Genomic DNA, 18,835 nt, shown 5'->3' on the forward strand with positions numbered 1-18,835 from the left:
CCGAATTATTTGGGGCATGCCGCTGCCATTTAAATATCCGAGCGACATTTCGACCACGAGAATTTTTCATGGCCAGGCCTCTGGATTTCATCTCCCGTATGCCTCAGCGGCCGGGCTGAGCTATATGCTCCTCTGAACATGAGGCCAAACCAAGGCCATCAACATTTCAAGGAGCATGCGGCGTGCCCCATTATCTCGGCATCGATGTCGGCACCTCGGCGGTAAAAGCGATCCTCGTGGACGAGCGGCAGACCGCGGTGGCGGAAGCGGATGTTCCGCTCCAGGTCTCCCGCCCGCACGACCTCTGGTCGGAGCAGGATCCTGAAATCTGGTGGGAGGCGGTGGAATCCGCTCTCGATCAGCTGCGTACCCAGTCCCCATCGGCGCTGGCCGACATCCGCGGTCTCGGCCTCTCGGGTCAGATGCACGGGGCCGTGCTGCTCGATGACGACAACCGGCCTCTTCGCGCGGCCATTCTCTGGAATGACGGCCGCTCGTTCCGGGAGGCGCAGGAGCTCGGCGACAAACATCCGGAGCTTTCGCATGCCATGGGTGTCATACCGATGCCCGGCTTCACCGCACCGAAGCTCGTGTGGCTCGCGCGGCATGAGCCCGATATCTTTCGCGCCGTGCGCAAGGTGATACTGCCGAAGGACTATATCCGCCTCAAGCTCACCGGCGAGATCGTGACTGAAATGTCGGACGCCGCCGGCACCTGGTGGCTGGATGAAGCCAAGCGCGATTGGTCGGACGAAGCGCTCGCCGCGACAGGTCTGACGCGCGATCAGATGCCGAGCCTCGTGGAGGGCTCACAGCCCTCTGGCATCCTGCGGACCGACCTCGCCCAACGATGGGGCCTGCAGAACGATGTCGTCGTGGCAGGCGGTGCAGGAGATGCAGCAGCAGGCGCCGTCGGTCTCGGCGCTATCGAGGACGGATCGGCTTTCATCTCACTTGGCACCTCCGGGCAGCTTTTCGTCACGACGCAGGATTTCAGCCCGGCGCCCGAGGCCGTCGTGCATTCCTTCTGCCATGCAGTGCCGGGCCGCTGGTTTCAGATGGCCGCGATGCTGAACGCAGCAAGTTGCCTGGCCTGGGGAGCCCATGTCCTGAAACGAGACATCGGCGAGCTCCTGCACGAGGCCGAAGCCGCTTATCGAAAGCCGTCTTCCGTTCTCTTCCTACCCTATCTCGCGGGCGAGCGGACGCCACACAACGATCCTTACGCGCGCGGCGTTTTTTTCGGACTCTCGCCGCAGACGCAGCAGACGGATCTGGTGCAGGCGATCCTCGAGGGCGTGGCCTTCAGTTTCGCCGATGCGAAGCAATGCCTTGAACAGGCAGGCACGCCCCTCACCTATGCCGGCATGATCGGCGGCGGATCGCGGAGTGTGTTCTGGGCAAGAATCTTCGCTAGCGTGCTGAACGTTCCTATGCTGCGATACCAAGGTAGCGACAAGGGACCGGCTTTCGGCGCGGCGCGGCTGGCGCGGCTCGCCGCGACCGGCGAGGCTCCGGAAGTTGTCTGCACCGCGCCGAGCATTCTCGAGACCATCGAACCCCAGCCGCAGCTCGTGGAGCTGTATGGCCCGCGGATCGAGGCCTTCCGCAGATTGTATCGCGCGTTGAAGTCGGAATTCGCGCAGCCCTGATGGAAAGCGGGTGCGTGCCCGCCTTTCTCGCAAGGCAATATTGTATCTCTTGAAATGAAGCGCATTGCCATAAAGGTTGGCGACGTGGGCAAAAAGTCATGCGCTCCTGTCCAAGGCTAGAAAGGAGGGATTGAAACCCGATTGAATTGAAACATTTAGGGCAATCACGATCCCTGCTGATCCGATCCAACTTTTGGCATGATAGAGTCTTCAGACTTCAAGGCTGAAAACTGTCGCTGCAAGAACACGCCTTTAGGGAAACGCCCATGACAGGATCCGCGCCGATCCTCGAAATGAAAGATATTTCCAAGACGTTTCCAGGCGTGAAAGCGCTCACGAACGTCTCGCTGACCGTCTATCCCGGCGAGATCCACGCCTTGATGGGCGAGAACGGGGCCGGCAAGTCGACGCTGATGAAGATCCTGTCGGGCGCCTACCAAGCCGATCCCGGCGGCGAGATCCGCATCAACGGTCAGCATGTCACCATCGACGGGCCTCTGACGGCTCGTCATCACGGCATCTCAATCATCTATCAGGAGCTTTCGCTCGCCCCCAACCTGACGGTGGCCGAGAACATGCTGCTCGGACGCGAGCACAAGTCGGGCCCGATGGTCGACCGACGTTCCATGGAGAAGGCCTGCCAGACGGTTCTCGAGCGGCTTGGCGTTCATTTCAAGGCGACCACGAAGGTCAGCGAATTGTCGATGGCCGAGCGTCAGCTCGTGGAGATTGCCCGCGCGCTCATCGCAAACTCCCGCATCCTGGTGATGGACGAACCCACCACGTCCCTTTCCTCCCGCGAGACGGAGGCGATGTTCGCGCTCGTCCGGCAACTCCGGGCGGAAGGGCTTGCCATCATCTATATCAGCCATCGCATGGCCGAGATCTACGAGCTTGCCGAGCGGGTCTCGGTGCTCCGGGACGGCTCCTATGTCGGAACGCTCGTCGGCGACGAAATCTCGGCCGAGCGCCTGGTGCAGATGATGGTCGGCCGCGACCTGTCCTCGTTCTATAAGAAGGAACATGATGCCCATCAGAGCCGCGGACCGGTGATGTTCGCGGTGCGCAACATGGACGACGGCGTACGCGTGCATGATTGCTCGTTCGAGCTGCATGAGGGCGAGGTGCTTGGCATCGCAGGCCTCGTCGGCGCCGGACGCACAGAGCTCGCGCGCCTCATCTACGGTGCCGATCCGCGCGCCAGCGGTGAGGTCTTTCTCCAGGGTAAACGTCTTTCGATCGAAAAACCTCAGGACGCCGTCGCGTCTGGGGTCGTCTATCTGACTGAGGACCGAAAGAATCTCGGCCTCTTCCTCGATCTCACAGTACGCGAGAACGTAAACATAAGCGTTCTGGACCGGGACGCTCGCTTGGGCGGCGTCCTCAACCTGAAGGCCGCCAAGCAGCGGGCGGCGGCGGCGATCCGGGCGCTCGGTATCCGCGTCGCGGCTGACGTGGTGCCAGTGGGCAGTCTGTCGGGCGGTAACCAGCAGAAAGTTCTTCTCTCGCGCCTGCTCGAAACCAAGCCGAAGGTGCTTATTCTCGACGAGCCGACGCGCGGTGTCGACATCGGCGCCAAGTCAGAGATCTACCGGCTGATCGACAGCCTCGCCCGCAACGGCGTCGGCGTGATCGTGATCTCCAGTGAGCTTCCGGAAGTCGTCGGCATCTGCGACCGCGTGCTCGTGATGCGCGAGGGTCGGCTCGAGGGCGAGGTCGGCGGAGCCGGTCATCCGCCCATGACACAGGAAAACATCATCACCATCGCGACAGGCGTAAGGGAAGCGGCCGAATGACATCCCCGAATGAGACCAGCGCAGGCTTGCAAGCGACCGGAGCCAAGGGCGCCGATGCGGCGTCTCAAAGCCTTCAGCGCCGTCTTGCCTGGCGCTCCACCCTGCAGGCCATCGGCATGCTGCCGGTGCTCGTCATCCTCGGCATCGTGTTCGAACTCATGTCGGGCCGATTCCTGAGTTTCCAGAATCTGTCGATCGTGATGCAGCAGGCCTCGATCAACACCGTGCTCGCGGCCGGCATGACCTTCGTCATTCTCACCGGCGGCATCGACCTGTCGGTGGGCTCGATCCTGGCCGCCGCCGCCATGGTGGCGATCCTCGGGTCGCTCATTCCGGAATGGGGCATGCTGGGGATTCCCGCTGCCCTTCTGACGGGCCTGGGCCTCGGCCTCGTGAACGGCGCGCTGATCGCCTTCGCGAAACTGCCGCCCTTCATCGTGACCCTCGGCTCATTGACGGCCGTGCGCGGTCTCGCCCGCCTGCTCGGAAACGACACGACCCAGTTCAACCCGCAGCTGCCCTTCGCCTTCATCGGCAACGGCACTCTGTTCGGCCTGCCCTGGCTGGTCTGGATCGCCTTCGCGGTGGTGCTGATCTCGTGGTTCATCCTCAGACGAACGGTGCTGGGCGTTCATATCTATGCCGTCGGCGGCAACCCGGACGCGGCGCGGCTCACCGGCATCAAAGTCTGGGCCGTGCTGCTCTTCGTCTATGCCTTCTCGGGGTTAGCAGCAGGTCTCGGCGGCGTCATGTCGGCGGCACGTCTGTTCGCCGCGAACGGATTACAGCTCGGACAATCCTATGAGCTCGATGCCATCGCGGCTGTCATTCTCGGCGGCACCAGCTTCGTGGGCGGCATCGGGTCGATCTGGGGCACCCTGATCGGCGCGCTCATCATCGCCATCCTGTCGAATGGCCTTATTCTCGTGGGCGTGTCCGACATCTGGCAGTTCATCATCAAGGGGCTCGTGATCATCGGGGCCGTGGCGCTCGACCGCTACCGTCTCAAGGGGTCGGCACGCACCTGATCAAGGAATACCAGCGCCCATTTCGGGCGCTCGTATATGCGATCTCCCGAAGGTCAGCGCGTAATCCGGGAGACGCGGGGCAACAGGACACCTGCAAAAGACACTCGGAGGAACCAATGGCACTTTCCCGTCTCACGCTAAGCCTTGCCGCCGCTGCCGTTCTCGCAGCCCCGGCCTACGCCAAGGACGTCAAGAATGTCGGCATCTCGGTCGGCCTGCTCGGCAACCCCTTCTTCGTCGCCACCATCAAGGGCATCGAGGCCAAGGCGAAGGAGATCTCTCCCACCGCCAAGATCACCTCCGTGTCCGCGGATTACGACCTGAACAAGCAGTTCACGCAGATGGACAACTTCTCGGCCGCCGGCACCGACATCGTCATGATCAATGCGGTCGACCCGAAGGCCATCGAACCCTCCGTGAAACGTGCCCAGGCCGCAGGCATGGTCGTAGCGGCCTTCGACGTGGCCGCGGCCGGCGCCGATGTCACCGTGATGACCGATAACGTCAAGGCAGGCGAACTCGCCTGCCAGTACATCGCCGATCACCTTAAAGGCAAAGGCGACGTGCTCATCATCAACGGCCCGCAGGTCTCGTCCATTGTCGACCGCGTCAACGGCTGCAAGGGCGTGTTCTCCAAGTACCCGGACATCAAGGTCCTCTCCGACAATCAGGACGCCAAGGGCTCCCGTGAAGGCGGCTTCGCCGTCGGCCAGAGCCTGCTGACCCGCTTCCCGAAGATCGATGCGGTGTTCGCGATCAACGATCCGACCGCCATAGGCATCAACTTGGCGGCGAAGCAGCTCAACCGCAACGAGTTCATCATCACAGCGGTCGACGGAGCGCCGGACATCGAGACCGAGCTGAAATCGGGCAATTCCCTGATCAAGGCTTCGGCCTCGCAGGATCCGTACATCATGGCCGGTCAGTCCTATGAGCTCGCCGTCGGCATCGTGAACGGTAAGAAGCCCGAGAAGAACGTAATCCTGCTCGATCCGAAGCTGATCACCGCCGACAACATCAAGGATTACAAGGGCTGGACGGCCGCCCGCTGATCCTCATTCCACCTGCGGCGGCCATGGCGCGAGCAATGGCCGCCGTTTTCCATGAAGGAGGCGCCTCGATGTTGAAGCAGCTGCGCGAGCAGGTTCTGGAAGCCAATCTGGAAGTGGTGCGCCGCGGGCTCGTGCTTTACACCTTCGGCAATGTCAGCGGCATCAGCCGCGAGGATAACCTCGTCGTCATCAAGCCGAGCGGCGTGCCTTATGAGCGCATGAAGGCCGATGACCTCGTCATCACGGATTTCGACGGCAAGATCGTCTGGGGCGAGCTGCGTCCCTCCTCCGATCTAGATACCCACATCCACCTCTATAAGTCCTTCCCGCAGATCGGCGGCGTGGTGCACACCCATTCCGAACACGCCGTCGCCTGGGCGCAGGCCTGCCGGTCGATTCCGCCCCTGGGCACGACCCATGCCGATTATTTCTATGGTCCGGTTCCGATCACGCGACAGCTGACCGCCGAGGAGATCGAGAAGGATTATGTCCGCGCGACCGGCGTTGCCATCACGGAAGCCTTCGGCAACCGCGATCCCATGGAAGTTCCGGCAGCCCTGGTGGCCGGGCATGGCCCCTTCGCCTGGGGCAAGAATCCCGACGATGCCGTACACAACGCGGTCGTGCTGGAGGCGGTCGCGCGCATGGCGATGTATACGTTCTCACTACAACCGGAACCGCCGGGCGTATCGCAGGCCCTGCTCGACCGGCATTATTTCCGGAAGCATGGGGCGACGGCGACCTATGGCCAGGACAAGAAATAGCCGCGCATCCACTTTGGGGAGACACAGATGGCCGTTGTAGCAGGTGTCGATTTCGGCACCCTGAGCGTCAGGGTCACGCTCGTCGACGACCGCAAGGGCTCCCTCGGCCTTGCTACGGCGGAATATCCGCTTCACCGAAAGCGCGAGAACCCGGATTACGCGACGCAGGCCCATGCCGATCATATGGATTCTCTCGCCCGCGCCATGCGCGGCGCCCTGGCATCGGCCGGCGTGAACGGCGAGGACGTGGCGGCGCTCGCCATAGACACCACAGGTTCGAGCGTGGTGATGGTGGGCGAAGGGCTCGAACCCCTCGACGAATATTACCTCTGGTGCGACCATCGCGCGAAATCGGAAGCTGAGGAGATCACCCGGCTCGCCCACGCGGAAGGCCTCGAGGCGATCCAATGGTGCGGCGGCGTCTATTCGCACGAATGGGGTTTTTCCAAGCTGCTGCACTGGCTGCGCCACAACCCGGAGAAGCGCCGCCGGCTCGTGACGGCGCTTGAGCATTGCGACATGGTGGCGGCGACGCTCACCGGCGTCACCGATCCCCGCAAGTTGAAGCGCAGCATCTGCGCCATGGGCCACAAATGGATGTGGAACCCGCGCTGGGGCGGCCTGCCCCCGCAGGACTTCCTGTCCAAGGTCGATCCGCTCTTCGACGGCATCCGCGACAGGCTCGCGGGCGAATACGTCACCTCGGACGTGGTCGCCGGACATCTCACGCCCCATTGGGCGGAGCGGCTCGGCCTGAAGGCCGGCATTCCGATCCCGGTCGGTGCCTTCGATGCCCATTGGGACGCCATCGGCGCAGGCTGCCGCGTCGGCGACGTGGTGAACGTGGTCGGCACCTCCACTTGCATCATCGCCATGGCGGAAGAGACCAGCCTGATCCAGGGCGTGTGCGGCGTCGTGCCGGGCAGCGTCGATCCCAAGCTCGTCGGCATCGAGGCCGGGCTCTCGGCGACCGGCGACATCTTCGAGGCGATCGCCCGGCGCGCCAACACGAACGTGAAGGAGCTCTCAAAGGGCCTCGAGCAGTACTGCGCCGGCCAGACCGGCCTGCTGCGCCTGACATGGGACAACGGTGACCGCACGGTCCTCGTGAAAGCGGATCTCGGTGGCATCACGCTCGGCTGGAACCTGATGCACACGGCCCAGGACGAACTCTTCGCCGCCATCGAGGGCACCGCCTTTCACACCCGCATCATTCTCGAACGCATGGCTGAGGGCGGCGTGCCGGTGGAGCGGGTCATCAATGCAGGCGGCATCCCGCGGCACAATACGGTTCTGAACCAGGTCTATGCCAATGTGCTCGGACGGCCCGTGCTGGTGCCAAGCGGGATCCCGACCGGCCTCGGCTCCAGCATCTTCGCGAGCCTCGCCGCCGGTTCGCATCCGGACCTCGACAGCGCTCAAGAAGCAATCTGCCTGCCCTTCCGCACCTTCGAGCCGGATCCGGCAGCGCATGCGATCTATGAGCAACTCTTCGCCCATTACAGAACGCTCTATTTCGGCTTCGGCGGCGTCTCTGGACCCGTCTCGCTGGATCATATATTGCGCGACCTCAAGCGGATCGCGGCTCTTCCCTCAGGGCCTGTTCCGCCCGACGCCATGCCTGACACTTGATCGGGCGGGAGTGTAATTGAGGTTTTGTCAGGAGGCTTTTGATGATCCTGGTTTGTGGTGAAGCCCTGATCGACCTCTTTATGGGAGCGCCAGCCTCGGCAGGCTTTCCGGCGGAGGCCGTTGCTGGCGGCTCGCCCTTCAACGTCGCCATCGGGATCGGCCGTCTTGGACGCCCTTCCGCCTTCCTGTCCACCCTGTCGGACGACGTGTTCGGTACATTCCTAGCCGAGAAGCTCGCCGAATCCGGCGTGAGCCCCGTCTATATCCAGCGCTGCCCGAACTGTACGACGCTCAGCGTGGTCGCGACGAACGCCTCGGGACAGCCGCAATATTCTTTCTACGCTCCCAACGCTGCGGACCGTGCCCTTACGCCTGAGGCCCTGCCCGCTCAGTTGCCGGCGGACGTGAATGCCATCGCCGCCGGATCCTATGCCCTCGGTGTCGAGCCTATCGCGAGCGCTATCGAAACTTTACTCCGCCGAGAGGCCGGATCGCGCGTGATCTCGCTCGATCCCAATGTGCGGCCGCGCGTCGTCGGCGATCTGAACGCCTATCGCGAACGCTTCGAAGGCCTGCTTGCCCATGCTGACCTCGTGAAGGCGAGCGATGAGGACGTCGAGCTTCTCTACTCCACCCACGATCTCGCATCGGCAGCCCGCGCCTGGCTCCGGCGCGGTCCCAAGCTCGTCATTATCACGCGCGGCGAGAAGGGTCCGCTCGCCGCCTTTGGCGACCGGATCGTGGAGCGCCCCGCGCCGAAGATCGAGGTGATGGACACGGTCGGAGCCGGCGACACGTTCCATGCCGGTCTTCTCTCCTGGCTCGATGCCAACAAGCTGCTGACGCCTGAAGGCATCGCGGGATTGACCGAAGCGCAGGTCACGGCAGCTCTCGATTTCGCAGCTGCCGCAGCCGCCATCGTCTGCACACGCCGCGGCGCCAATCCGTCCTCCTGGGCCGAGGTCGAACAATTCATGGCGGCACGCGCCTGATCACAATGGAATCTGTCATGACCCTATCCCAACCTATGTTCCCTCCGCTCGGCCCGAGCTGGCGCTCGAACCGCTTTCACCGGAAATGGCTGCTCGAACAGGCCAACAACCTGTTCGACTTCTTTCAGTACGGCATCATCAACCCGGCCGGCGGCTTCTTCGATCTCGACGACGCGGGACAGCCCGTCGAGATCACCAATCCTGTGCGGCAGATTCACAACACCACGCGCTTCGTGCATTGCTTTGCCATCGGTACCCTGCTCGGCCGGCCCGGCTGCGAGACAATCGTCGATCACGGCATGCATTATCTCTGGAATGCTCATCGCGACGCGCAGAACGGCGGCTATGTCTGGTCGCTCGACAACAACGCCCCAAAGGACGACACCAAGCAGGCCTATGGGCATGCCTTCGTGCTGCTCGCGGCTTCGAGCGCGAAGGTGGTCGGCCACCCGCTCGCCGACCGCCTGATCGAGGACATCACGCAGGTTCTGGAAGAGCGCTTCTGGGAAGAGCAGCACGGGGCCGTGACGGAGGAGTTCTCCCGCGATTGGCAGCCCTTGAGCCAATATCGTGGCCAGAACTCCAACATGCACCTGACGGAATCCCTGATGGCCGCCTTCGAGGCGACTGGCGACCGCGCTTATCTCGACAAGGCGGAGCGGATCGCGAGCCTCATCATCGGTCGCCATGCCGCCTCTCTCGGCTACCGCGTGGCCGAGCACTTTCATGACGATTGGAGCCTCGACAAGGAGTATCGCGGCTACGACGTGTTCCGGCCCTATGGCACAACGCCGGGCCATTGGCTCGAATGGGCCCGTCTCACCCTGCAACTCTGGGTGCTCGGCGGCAAGCGGCATGCCTGGATGCCCGAGGCCGCCCGTGAACTCTTCCGGCAATCCATCGAGCTCGGATGGGACAAGGACAAGGGCGGGTTCTTTTACGCTCTCGACTGGGATGACAAGCCGAGGCTACCCCATAAACTCTGGTGGCTCTGCGCGGAGGCCATCGGCGCTGCGGCTTTCTTGAGCGATCACAGCCCGAGCGACTATCACGAGCAATGGTATCGCACCCTCTGGGGCTTCGCCGACAACCATCTCATCGATCATCAGCATGGCGGATGGCGGCCGGAACTCACGGAAGACCTGAAGCCCGGCACCAGCCTTTTCACCGGCAAGCCCGATCTCTACCATGCCTTGCAGGCCTGCCTGATCCCGCTTTTTCCGGCAACCGGCAGCCTGACCAAGGTCATCCCGGAGAACAGCGCTCAGGCCTGAGAAAGGTGCTGCTCCAGAGCGTCCCTTTGGGGCATGCCCGCCTGAGCTCCTGCCGTGAGGCAGGACAGGGAGGCGGCGGCACAGGCCCGTTCCATGGCCCATCTGATCTCCAGCCTTTCGGCGAGACCGTTGGCAAGGACTCCGACGAAGGTGTCGCCCGCTCCGGTGGTATCGACCGGCGTGATCGGGCGCGCGGTTGCATGGATCCGTCCACCGTCCGGCGCGATGGCATAGGCACCGCGTGCTCCTGCCGTCACGATGCAGGTCGGACCGAAGGAGCGGGAAATGATCGATCCAGCCTTGAGATAATCGTCGCCGGCGGGCTCGCCCACAATATCGGCGATGGAGAGTGCCTCATGCTCGTTGACGACGAGCACATCGGTCACGGCCAGGAGTTCGGCCACGGCGGAACGCTCCCTGACGGGCGGAACCGGCGCGAAATTCCACACGACCTTGACGCCGGCCCGGCGCGCTCGCGCGGCGACCTCCAGGCTGTCTGCGATCGGCACCTCCATCTGAAGCACCAGAACGGAAGCCTTGGACAGGAGGTGATCCGGCAGATCGGCCGAGTGCAGCGCCATGTTTGCCCCGCTGGCGACCGTGATGGCGTTCTCGCCGGACTCATCGACGGTGATGAAGGCGCAGCCGGTGGGCTCATCCGTGATCCGGATCGCGCCGACATCGACCCCGCTCTCTTCAAGGTTCTTGAGGCAGGCCGTCCCGAACGGATCGTTTCCGACAGCGCCGGCCATAGCCACTCGCATGGGGCCGCCGCGGCTGATCCGTGCAGCAGCGACAGCCTGGTTGGCCCCCTTGCCGCCGAAGAAGCTCTCAGCCCGGCGCGAGAGCACGGTTTCCCCCGGGCGGGCGATCCGCTGCACCCTGGCGACGAGGTCCATGTTGATGGAGCCGAAGATGACGATCATGCGGCACTGCCCTTTTTTGAGGCGGTTTCCTTACCATCCGGAAAGTAAGTTTGGCGAGGGATTGCGAGGCCGGTTCACTCTTGGAGAGGTACCTATTGAGCCATCCACAGCTATTTCTCCCCTCCGCGCCGCAGAGGGATTATGCCCTGGAACCATGCAGGCTGCCTCAACATTTGACTCGCAGGTAAGCGTAGCGACGGTAAACTGTCATGAGAATCAAAGATGGTTTGCCAGTGGCAGACAGAAGAACAGGCGTTGATGGGCAGGCAGGTTGATCCTCACCTTCCGGATCGCGGAAATCCACCGCCCGCAGCCATTCGTTCTCGCACTCACCCCTCTCCTGCAAGTTCCCCCAGACGCCTCTGCGCGGCGCCTGGATAGGTCTCTGTGCGCAGTTTCAAAACCCGGAGTTGGTCATTGAGCAAGCATCATGAGAAGCAGAGACGCAAGACCCGCCGCTCCCATGAAACAGCGCAGGTCTTCGACCTCACCGGATCAAAATTCCAGGCCGAGCGCAGCCTCCCTCCCATCAAGCCACTCAATGCAACGCAGGACGATTATCTCGACGCCTTGAAGACCAATGCACAGGTCGTAGTCCTCGGCCCCGCCGGCACCGGAAAGACCTGGATCGCGGCAACATATGCGGCGGATCTGTTCCGCCAGCGGCGCATCCGCAAGATCATCCTCACCCGTCCCAATGTGCCGAGCGGCCGCTCCCTCGGCTTCTTCCCCGGCAGTCTCGAGGAAAAATTCGGCCCCTGGGCCGCACCCGTCATCGAAGCCATCAAGGACCGCATCGGCACGGCAGCTTACGAAATCGCAGTCAAGAACGGTGACATCGAGATGGTGCCGTTCGAGGTGATGCGCGGACGCTCATGGCGCGACGCCTTCATTCTCCTGGACGAAGCGCAGAATGCCACCCCGGCCGAAATGAAAACCTTCCTCACCCGCATCGGGGAGGATTGCACGGTCGTGATCAACGGCGATGTGAGCCAGTGCGACCTGCGCGAGACCTCCGGCCTCAGAACGGTCATTCACCTGATCAAGTCGCAGATGCTCCCGGTTCCGATCATCGAGTTCACGTTGAACGAGATCGTGCGCTCCGGCGTCTGCGAGATGTGGGTTCGGGCCTTCGAAGAGGTTCATTGCTAAGAGGCATCGGCCCCAAAGTGTGGACCACCTTGGGGCCGATAGTCAGCTCTTCAAACAGCGCATCATTGGACGCGGCAAAACCGGGCCCGCTCATCTGCACAATATGCAGCAGCGGACCCGGTTTAATTCATCAAGAAAAAGGGTGGAAGCCTTAGGCGAGCTCGATGGCGCCGACTTCGGGACCCTTGCGGCCATCGACGATGGCGACGCGGACCGCCTGGCCCTGCTCGAGCTGGCCAAGGCCTGCGCGCTCCACGACGGAGATGTGCAGGAACAGGTCCTTGCTCTCACCCTCGACGGAGACGAAGCCGTAGCCCTTCACGGAGTCGAACCACTTGACGGTGGCCGGAACCTCCGGCGGACCGCTGACCGGACGGGGGCTCGGGCCGCCGCTCGGGCGACCGAAACCACCACCCTGGCCGGGACCGCCCGGACGGGCCGGACGCGGCGGACGAGCGCCGCGCGGTGGCTCGGGTTCGGCCGTGCTGGTGTCGACGCTGACGATCTCCTGGACCTGCGGGCCCTTCTGGCCCGCGCCGACCTTGATGACCAAGGTCGTGCCGGATTCGAGCGCGGAATAGCCTGCGGCCTCGACCTGACGCACGTGCAGAAAGGCCTCGCCCGATCCGTCGGTCATTTCGACGAAGCCGAAGCCCTTGTCAGGATTGAACCATTTCACCCGTGCCTCGGTCTCGGGGCCCGAGGCTGGAGCGCCATAGGATGTCTGCTGCCGCATGGGCCGTTCATAAGATGTTGGTGGAGCGAAATCGCCCCAGTGATCTTCGGGTTGACCGCCAAATTGACGTCGGCGATCACGGTGATCATTTCCCCGGCCCATCAGGACTGCCTTCTAAAGTCTCAAGTTTCGTAAACGCTATATAGGCGTAACGCCCTCAACCATTGAGAGCAAGACGATAACTACTCATACCTAGACATTTCATGCAAGGTCCCAAAAGGGCGTGTCATGCGGATTGTGGGGCTCCAACGCGAGAATTCAGCCCTCCGATGACGGCTTTTAGGACATGATGACCATCGGCCTCCGCATGGCCACGCTCGCTTCCGGCATGAACACGCTCCTGGATGAAGGCCAGTTTGCCAATGCGGGGGGGAAGCATGAAGAGCTCCGATCCGGGTCTTCCAGGCTGTGGCGCGAACGCCCTACTCTGCATCGTCCGCTCCGGCGCTATTGATTGCAAACCGGCCCTAGTCGTACCCAATCGGCCTCGAGGGACCCGTTGGGAGAATTCTCCTCAGAGTCTGGCTCATAAAGAGAATGGCACACCGCTAAGCCCTCCTCCCTCTTGTGGGAGGGAAATTGCGCCTGTGCCTCACAGCGATGATGAGCCATTTCAAGGATCTCCCAGATAGTCGAAGTCCGCGCCTACGGATACTCGGCATGTGCCGCCGGCGCCGGCTTTTTCTCCGTCACGGCGTGTCACTGCTCATAATTTAATCTTCCCGCGGCACGCCTCTCATTTCATCATGCCCACACAACGGACTGGTGGTCCGGGCTCCACATGAGGAGGATAACTCATGGTCCATATTGCCAAACAGGCGACGCAGGACGGCACCTTCACCGTCTATCTCGGCGACAGGCCTGTCGCGTGGGGGCTGACCAGCCATGCCGCAGATGCCCTGATCCAAAGGTTGCTCCAGCACTGAACCCGGTCCTATCCGATCTTCGGTGCATCCCGGCACAACGGCTGCTATAGCCAGGACCGGTGCCGGCCTCCAAAGGGAAGATCAATGGAACTTGGTATCTACACCTTTGGTGAGCTGACGACAGATCCTACCACTGGACACCTGCTCTCCCCGGCGCAGCGTTTGCGCGACCTCATCGAGGAGGTCGAGCTGGCGGATCAGGTCGGTTTGGACGTGTTCGGCCTCGGCGAGCATCACCGCTCCGACTACGTGGTTTCCGCACCCGCCGTCGTCCTGGCCGCTGCCGTCGAGCGCACCAAGAGGATTCGTCTGACGAGCGCCGTAACGGTGCTGAGCTCCGACGATCCGGTCCGGGTGTTTCAGAACTTCGCGACCCTCGACCTCTTGTCGAACGGGCGGGCCGAGATCATGGCGGGCCGCGGCTCGTTCATCGAGTCGTTCCCTCTCTTTGGCTACGATCTCAACGACTACGACGCCCTGTTCGCCGAAAAGCTCGACCTGCTTCTGAAGATCCGGAGCGAGGAGCGAGTGACATGGTCGGGCCAGCACCGGCCCTCCCTCGACGATCAGCCGATCTATCCCCGCCCTGCCCAGGAACCACTGCCTGTCTGGATTGCCGTCGGCGGAACGCCACAATCGGTCGTGCGGGCGGGCACGCTCGGACTGCCCCTTGCGCTGGCCATCATCGGAGGACAGCCGGAGCGCTTCGCCCCGCTCGTGTCACTTTATCGTGAAGCAGGAGCTCGGGCTGGGCACGTTCCGGCGCGCCTGAAGGTCGGCATCAACACCCATGCCTATATCGCAGACAACTCGCAGCAGGCCGGTGATGAATTCTTTCCCTCCTATGCCCAGGTGATGACCAAGATTGGCCGTGAGCGCGGATGGCCTCCCACGACCCGCCCGCAATTCGAAGCGATGCGGGAGCCGCGCGGTGCATTGGCGGTGGGAGGCCCACAGGAGGTGATCGACAAGATCCTGTTCCAGCACGAACTCTTCCGCCACGACCGCTACCTGGCCCAATTCAGCGTCGGCACCATGCCGCATGCCCAGATCATGCGCTCCATTGAACTTCTTGGGACAAGGGTTGCACCAGTCGTGCGCGCAGAAATTGCACGCCGGAGCGCTGTATAATCGGGAGGCTCCCAAGGTCTTTACTTTGGCTGGTCGACGGCATTACGATACCGCCTTAAGTCATAATAACCTAAGATAGTGAGGCTGCACCGAACTATCGATTATAGTTGTTGCAACTGATTCGTTTAATGACGCCGCGAGGCGCCTTTCAGGTGCAATCCGGCTTGGAGGGGCTATGTTCGAGGGTCGCAGAAAGCGGGTCTTGATCGTCGAAGACGAGGCAATGATCTCGATGCTGATCGAGGACATGGTACTCGATTTCGGCTGCGAGATCGTGGGGCCCGCCGCGCGGCTTGATCATGCCCTGACCCTTGCCCTGCAAGCAGATATCGATATCGGCATTCTCGACATCAATGTCGATGGAACAGTTGTGTTCCCGGTCGCCGATGTCCTGCGTTTCCGCGGGATCCCCTTCATCTTCTCGACTGGGTACGATTTCCGCTCGCTCCCCGAGCGATTTCGTGAGTCTCCGACATTGTCGAAGCCATTCTCGTACGACAATTTCGCCGATACCCTGCGCACCGCTCTGGCCGGAGCCTCGGACTCTCCCGAAGTCGTGTAGACGTCGTTCCACCCCGTGAAACGTGCAAGATCGATCACGTCCGATTGGCCAATGCAAAAAACTTGAGCTGGATCCGTGAAAGTTTCCGCGCGGACCCAATTTCAACGCTCCGGGTTTATCGCTAATAGACCCCTCATCGAACATCCGCGTGCTTCGGAGCTCCCGCTTAAGATGAAAATGAAACCTGCAGAAGGACCGTTTCGTATCGGGAGATCCGAAACCGGCCTTGGCCTCTTTGCAACCGATGTGATCGAGAAAGGAACGTTCATCATCGAGTATGTCGGACCGAAGATCACGAACGAGGAAGTCCAGCGCCGACGCAACACGCGCTACCTGTTCGAGATCAGCAACCGCTGGACCATCGATGGCTCGCCACGCTGGAACATCGCGCGCTACATCAATCACGGCTGCCGCCCGAATGCCGAGGCTACGGTGTCGAGAGGCAAGATTCGCATCAAGGCGATCAAGCGCATCAAACCAGGCGACGAGATCACCTATAATTACGGCAAAAACTACTTCGAGACCTTCATCAAGCCGCATGGCTGCCGGTGCAAGTCGTGCGAGCGGAAGCGGGCGAAGGTCGCGGGGGTGTAAGGGTTGGCAGGCGCCGCGCTGTCATTCCGGGGTCGCGGAGCGGAGCCCGGAATCCATAGCCGCTGACGGTACAAAAAGATGTGTAGCCTTGATCACCTTTTCTTTGGTCGTCGTGGTTATGGATTCCGGGCTCGGCTCTGACGAGCCGCCCCGGAATGACAGTGGGTTGCATCCTCACGACGTCGTGGCCGGGCTTGTCCCGGCCATCTCGATGCTGTGACGCGCTGCGCTTTTCCGATCGGAATCACCGGCGCAAGGCCGGTGATGACGTTGGGGGTGAGAGCCTAATCACCTTTGAACTCCGCAACCGAGCGCTTCGCACCTTTTTCGTAAAGGCACGCCAAGTTCGCGGTCACCGCTTCCGTGAATCGCGGATCCTTCGGCAGATCATCGCCGAAAATCTCACGCACGCCGAACAGCGCGCTCGCCAGATTCTCAGGCTGCCCCCCTGCCCGATCGGCCAGCTCCCGTAAGCGAGCCGCCATGGGATCGCGCACGTCGATGGGTGCGCCCTTCTCGTCGATGCCTGTCACATAGCGCATCCAGGCGGCCACCCCGAGGGAGAGCCGCGCGATCGATGCGCCGTCGCGCAGGCGATCGCGGACCGTTCCCAGGAGGCGCTGCGGCAGCTTCTGCGAGCCGTCCATGGCGATCTGCCAGGTACGATGCTTCAGGGCGGGGTTCTTGAAGCGCTCGATGAGCGCTCTCTTGTAAGAGGTCAGATCGGCTCCCGGCGGCATGTGGAGCGTCGGGGTGACCTCCTCGTCCATGAGCCCTTCGATCAGCCGCACGAAGGCCGGATCTGCCATGGTGTCTGCAACGGTCTCGTACCCTGCGAGATAGCCGAGATAGGCCAGGGTCGAGTGGCTTCCGTTGAGCAGCCTGAGCTTCATGTGCTCATAGGGCTCGACATCGGTGACGAATTCGACGCCGGCCTTCTCCCAGGCCGGGCGGCCCTGCGGGAAGCGATCTTCGATCACCCATTGCGTGAAGGGTTCGGTCACGACAGGCCAAGCATCCTCGACACCGAGAGTTTCCCCGATGCGCTCCCGATCCTGATCGCTGGTCGCCGGCACGATCCTGTCGACCATGGTCGAGGGGCAAGACACTTCGTTTGCCACGAACCGGCCGAGCTCCGGATCGACCAGTTCGGCGAAGCGGGTCAGAACACGCTTTACCGTGCGTCCATTGGAGGGAAGATTATCGCAGGTCAGAACCGTGAAGGGCGGCACGCCTGCCAAGCGTCGGCGGCGCAGCGCCTCGACGATGAAGCCGGGAGCGGATCGGGGCGTTCTGCGATAAGCGAGGTCATGCACGATATCGGGATGATCCTCGTTGAGGGTGCCGGTCGCCGGGTCGTGGCAATAGCCCTTCTCGGTCACCGTCAGCGTGACGATGCGTGTTTGCGGATCGGCCATCGCGTCGAGAAGATCGTCCGCCGCGCGGGGGGCGACGATGACCCGGCGGATCGAACCGACGATGCGAAGCGCCTCGCCCTCCTTCGACCGCACCGAGAGGGTATAGAGGCCATTCTGCGGCTGAAGCGCATCGTAGGTGTCAGAGCTGCGCAGGCTTGCCGCCACGATGCCCCATTGCGGATCTTCGCCCAGCACATCGTCGGTGTAGACCGCCTGATGCGCCCGGTGGAAGGCCCCGACGCCGAGATGCACGATTCCCGTCTTGACGCCTCTCCGGTCATAAGCCGGGCGGCGAACGCCTTCCGGCAAATCGGCAAGCGAATCTTCGTTCAGGCGGTCTGACATCATGTCCTCAATGCGCCGGCTGCTGCTTCGCGCGGGTGACAATCTGCGTCGGGTTGACGAAGCGCAGCGCGATGATGAGCCAGACCAGGGTCGTTACCATATAGATGACGGCCATGGCATCGATGGATTGCACGGCGCGCACGCCCGCCGCGAAAACTGCGTAATAGAGTGCCACCACGAGGGTCTGACTGGTCGGCCCGGCTACGAGGAAGGTGAGCTCGAACATGGCAATGGTGCGTACCAGCACCAGCAGTAACGCCGCCAGGATGCCCGGCAGAAGCAGCGGCAGGAGTACGTGGATGAAGAGCTTGAAGGTGTTGGCCCCGAAGACCCGGGCGGCCGCCTCGATCTTCGGATCGATCTGCTCGATGAACGGAATCATGACGAGGATCACGAAGGGCACAGTCGGCACGAGATTGGCTGCCACCACGCCCCAGAATGTGCCGGCGAGACCTGTCTGATAGAGCACGGTCGCGAGCGGGATACCGAAGGTGATTGGCGGGATCAGCAGCGGCAGCAGGAAGAGCAGGACGAGAAGCCGCTTTCCTGGAAATTCGCGCCGGGCCAGAGCATAGGCGGCCGTTACGCCGAGCGCGCCGGAGATGAAGACCACGGCCGCGATCACCTGGAATGTGACCATCAGCACGTCCCAGAGCTGGAACTCGCTCCAGGCGGAGGAGTACCAGCGGGTGGTCCAGCCGGCCGGCAGCCATGTACCGAGCCAGCGGGTGGCGAAGGAACTCGTCACCACGGTCGCGATCATGGCGAACAGGTTGATGACGAAGAAGCCGACGAGGAACCAGATGGCCGCTGCCCAGAGCTTGGAGCCGAGTGTCGTATCGCGGATCATCGGCT

Annotated in this window: 17 protein-coding genes; 13 read left to right on the plus strand and 4 right to left on the minus strand. The window is 62.4% G+C overall.

Annotation, left to right across the window (positions count from 1 at the left end):
* The first annotated feature begins 182 nt into the window (after window positions 1–182).
* The 8 genes from xylB (at window position 183) to ACS5Q1_RS05340 (ending at window position 10,190) form a co-directional block, all read left to right on the plus strand.
* Window positions 183–1,652 carry a xylulokinase gene (gene xylB, locus ACS5Q1_RS05305; protein ID WP_473097205.1) on the plus strand — a complete coding sequence of 490 codons (1,470 nt, stop codon included), beginning with the start codon at window positions 183–185 and terminating at the stop codon, window positions 1,650–1,652.
* 266 nt (window positions 1,653–1,918) lie between these two features.
* The gene (locus tag ACS5Q1_RS05310) at window positions 1,919–3,448 is read left to right on the plus strand and encodes a sugar ABC transporter ATP-binding protein (RefSeq protein WP_473097206.1); all 1,530 of its coding nucleotides are present in this window, start codon (window positions 1,919–1,921) and stop codon (window positions 3,446–3,448) included.
* A complete protein-coding gene (locus ACS5Q1_RS05315; protein ID WP_203443901.1) occupies window positions 3,445–4,476 on the plus strand; it encodes an ABC transporter permease subunit in 1,032 nt (343 codons plus the stop codon). The genes ACS5Q1_RS05310 and ACS5Q1_RS05315 overlap by 4 nt, the downstream gene beginning before the upstream one ends.
* 116 nt (window positions 4,477–4,592) lie before the next feature.
* Complete coding sequence (locus ACS5Q1_RS05320) at window positions 4,593–5,528, plus strand: ABC transporter substrate-binding protein (protein ID WP_203443900.1); 936 nt, start codon at window positions 4,593–4,595, stop codon at window positions 5,526–5,528.
* Window positions 5,529–5,596: 68 nt separating this feature from the next.
* A complete protein-coding gene (locus ACS5Q1_RS05325) occupies window positions 5,597–6,292 on the plus strand; it encodes an L-ribulose-5-phosphate 4-epimerase (protein WP_473097207.1) in 696 nt (231 codons plus the stop codon).
* Window positions 6,293–6,319: 27 nt separating this feature from the next.
* A complete protein-coding gene (locus tag ACS5Q1_RS05330; RefSeq protein WP_473097208.1) occupies window positions 6,320–7,924 on the plus strand; it encodes a ribulokinase in 1,605 nt (534 codons plus the stop codon).
* 41 nt (window positions 7,925–7,965) lie between these two features.
* Window positions 7,966–8,916 carry a carbohydrate kinase family protein gene (locus ACS5Q1_RS05335; RefSeq protein ID WP_473097209.1) on the plus strand — a complete coding sequence of 317 codons (951 nt, stop codon included), beginning with the start codon at window positions 7,966–7,968 and terminating at the stop codon, window positions 8,914–8,916.
* 17 nt (window positions 8,917–8,933) lie between these two features.
* Entirely contained in the window at window positions 8,934–10,190 is a 1,257-nt protein-coding gene (locus ACS5Q1_RS05340) for an AGE family epimerase/isomerase (protein WP_473097210.1), read from the plus strand.
* Here ACS5Q1_RS05340 and ACS5Q1_RS05345 read toward each other — a convergent pair.
* The gene (locus ACS5Q1_RS05345; RefSeq protein ID WP_473097211.1) at window positions 10,181–11,116 is read right to left on the minus strand and encodes a ribokinase; all 936 of its coding nucleotides are present in this window, start codon (window positions 11,114–11,116) and stop codon (window positions 10,181–10,183) included. The genes ACS5Q1_RS05340 and ACS5Q1_RS05345 overlap by 10 nt on opposite strands.
* A gap of 417 nt (window positions 11,117–11,533) precedes the next feature.
* Between ACS5Q1_RS05345 and ACS5Q1_RS05350 the strand changes: the two genes are divergently transcribed.
* Window positions 11,534–12,268 (plus strand): PhoH family protein, encoded by a 735-nt coding sequence (locus ACS5Q1_RS05350; RefSeq protein ID WP_371826859.1) that lies wholly within the window; start codon window positions 11,534–11,536, stop codon window positions 12,266–12,268.
* 151 nt (window positions 12,269–12,419) lie between these two features.
* Here the strand turns inward: ACS5Q1_RS05350 and ACS5Q1_RS05355 are convergent, their stop codons facing one another.
* On the minus strand, window positions 12,420–13,004 hold the full coding sequence (locus ACS5Q1_RS05355) for a cold-shock protein (RefSeq protein WP_473097212.1): 585 nt from the start codon (window positions 13,002–13,004) through the stop codon (window positions 12,420–12,422).
* Between the two features lie 797 nt (window positions 13,005–13,801).
* Between ACS5Q1_RS05355 and ACS5Q1_RS05360 the strand changes: the two genes are divergently transcribed.
* From ACS5Q1_RS05360 to ACS5Q1_RS05375, 4 genes are all read left to right on the plus strand, one after another.
* Complete coding sequence (locus ACS5Q1_RS05360) at window positions 13,802–13,930, plus strand: hypothetical protein (protein WP_473097213.1); 129 nt, start codon at window positions 13,802–13,804, stop codon at window positions 13,928–13,930.
* 84 nt (window positions 13,931–14,014) lie between these two features.
* The gene (locus ACS5Q1_RS05365; protein WP_473097214.1) at window positions 14,015–15,061 is read left to right on the plus strand and encodes an LLM class flavin-dependent oxidoreductase; all 1,047 of its coding nucleotides are present in this window, start codon (window positions 14,015–14,017) and stop codon (window positions 15,059–15,061) included.
* Between the two features lie 175 nt (window positions 15,062–15,236).
* Window positions 15,237–15,623: a response regulator gene (locus ACS5Q1_RS05370; protein WP_203443893.1), complete on the plus strand. Its 387-nt coding sequence runs from the start codon at window positions 15,237–15,239 to the stop codon at window positions 15,621–15,623.
* Window positions 15,624–15,800: 177 nt separating this feature from the next.
* Window positions 15,801–16,217 (plus strand): SET domain-containing protein, encoded by a 417-nt coding sequence (locus ACS5Q1_RS05375; protein WP_473097215.1) that lies wholly within the window; start codon window positions 15,801–15,803, stop codon window positions 16,215–16,217.
* Window positions 16,218–16,501: 284 nt separating this feature from the next.
* Here ACS5Q1_RS05375 and ACS5Q1_RS05380 read toward each other — a convergent pair whose 3' ends face one another.
* Together ACS5Q1_RS05380 and ACS5Q1_RS05385 are read right to left on the minus strand one after the other, a co-directional pair.
* Window positions 16,502–17,980 carry a mannitol dehydrogenase family protein gene (locus tag ACS5Q1_RS05380; protein WP_473097229.1) on the minus strand — a complete coding sequence of 493 codons (1,479 nt, stop codon included), beginning with the start codon at window positions 17,978–17,980 and terminating at the stop codon, window positions 16,502–16,504.
* A 7-nt stretch (window positions 17,981–17,987) separates the two neighbouring features.
* The gene (locus tag ACS5Q1_RS05385) at window positions 17,988–18,830 is read right to left on the minus strand and encodes an ABC transporter permease (RefSeq protein ID WP_203443891.1); all 843 of its coding nucleotides are present in this window, start codon (window positions 18,828–18,830) and stop codon (window positions 17,988–17,990) included.
* Window positions 18,831–18,835 lie beyond the last annotated feature (5 nt).

This window comes from Microvirga sp. GN3 (genome assembly GCF_055792825.1).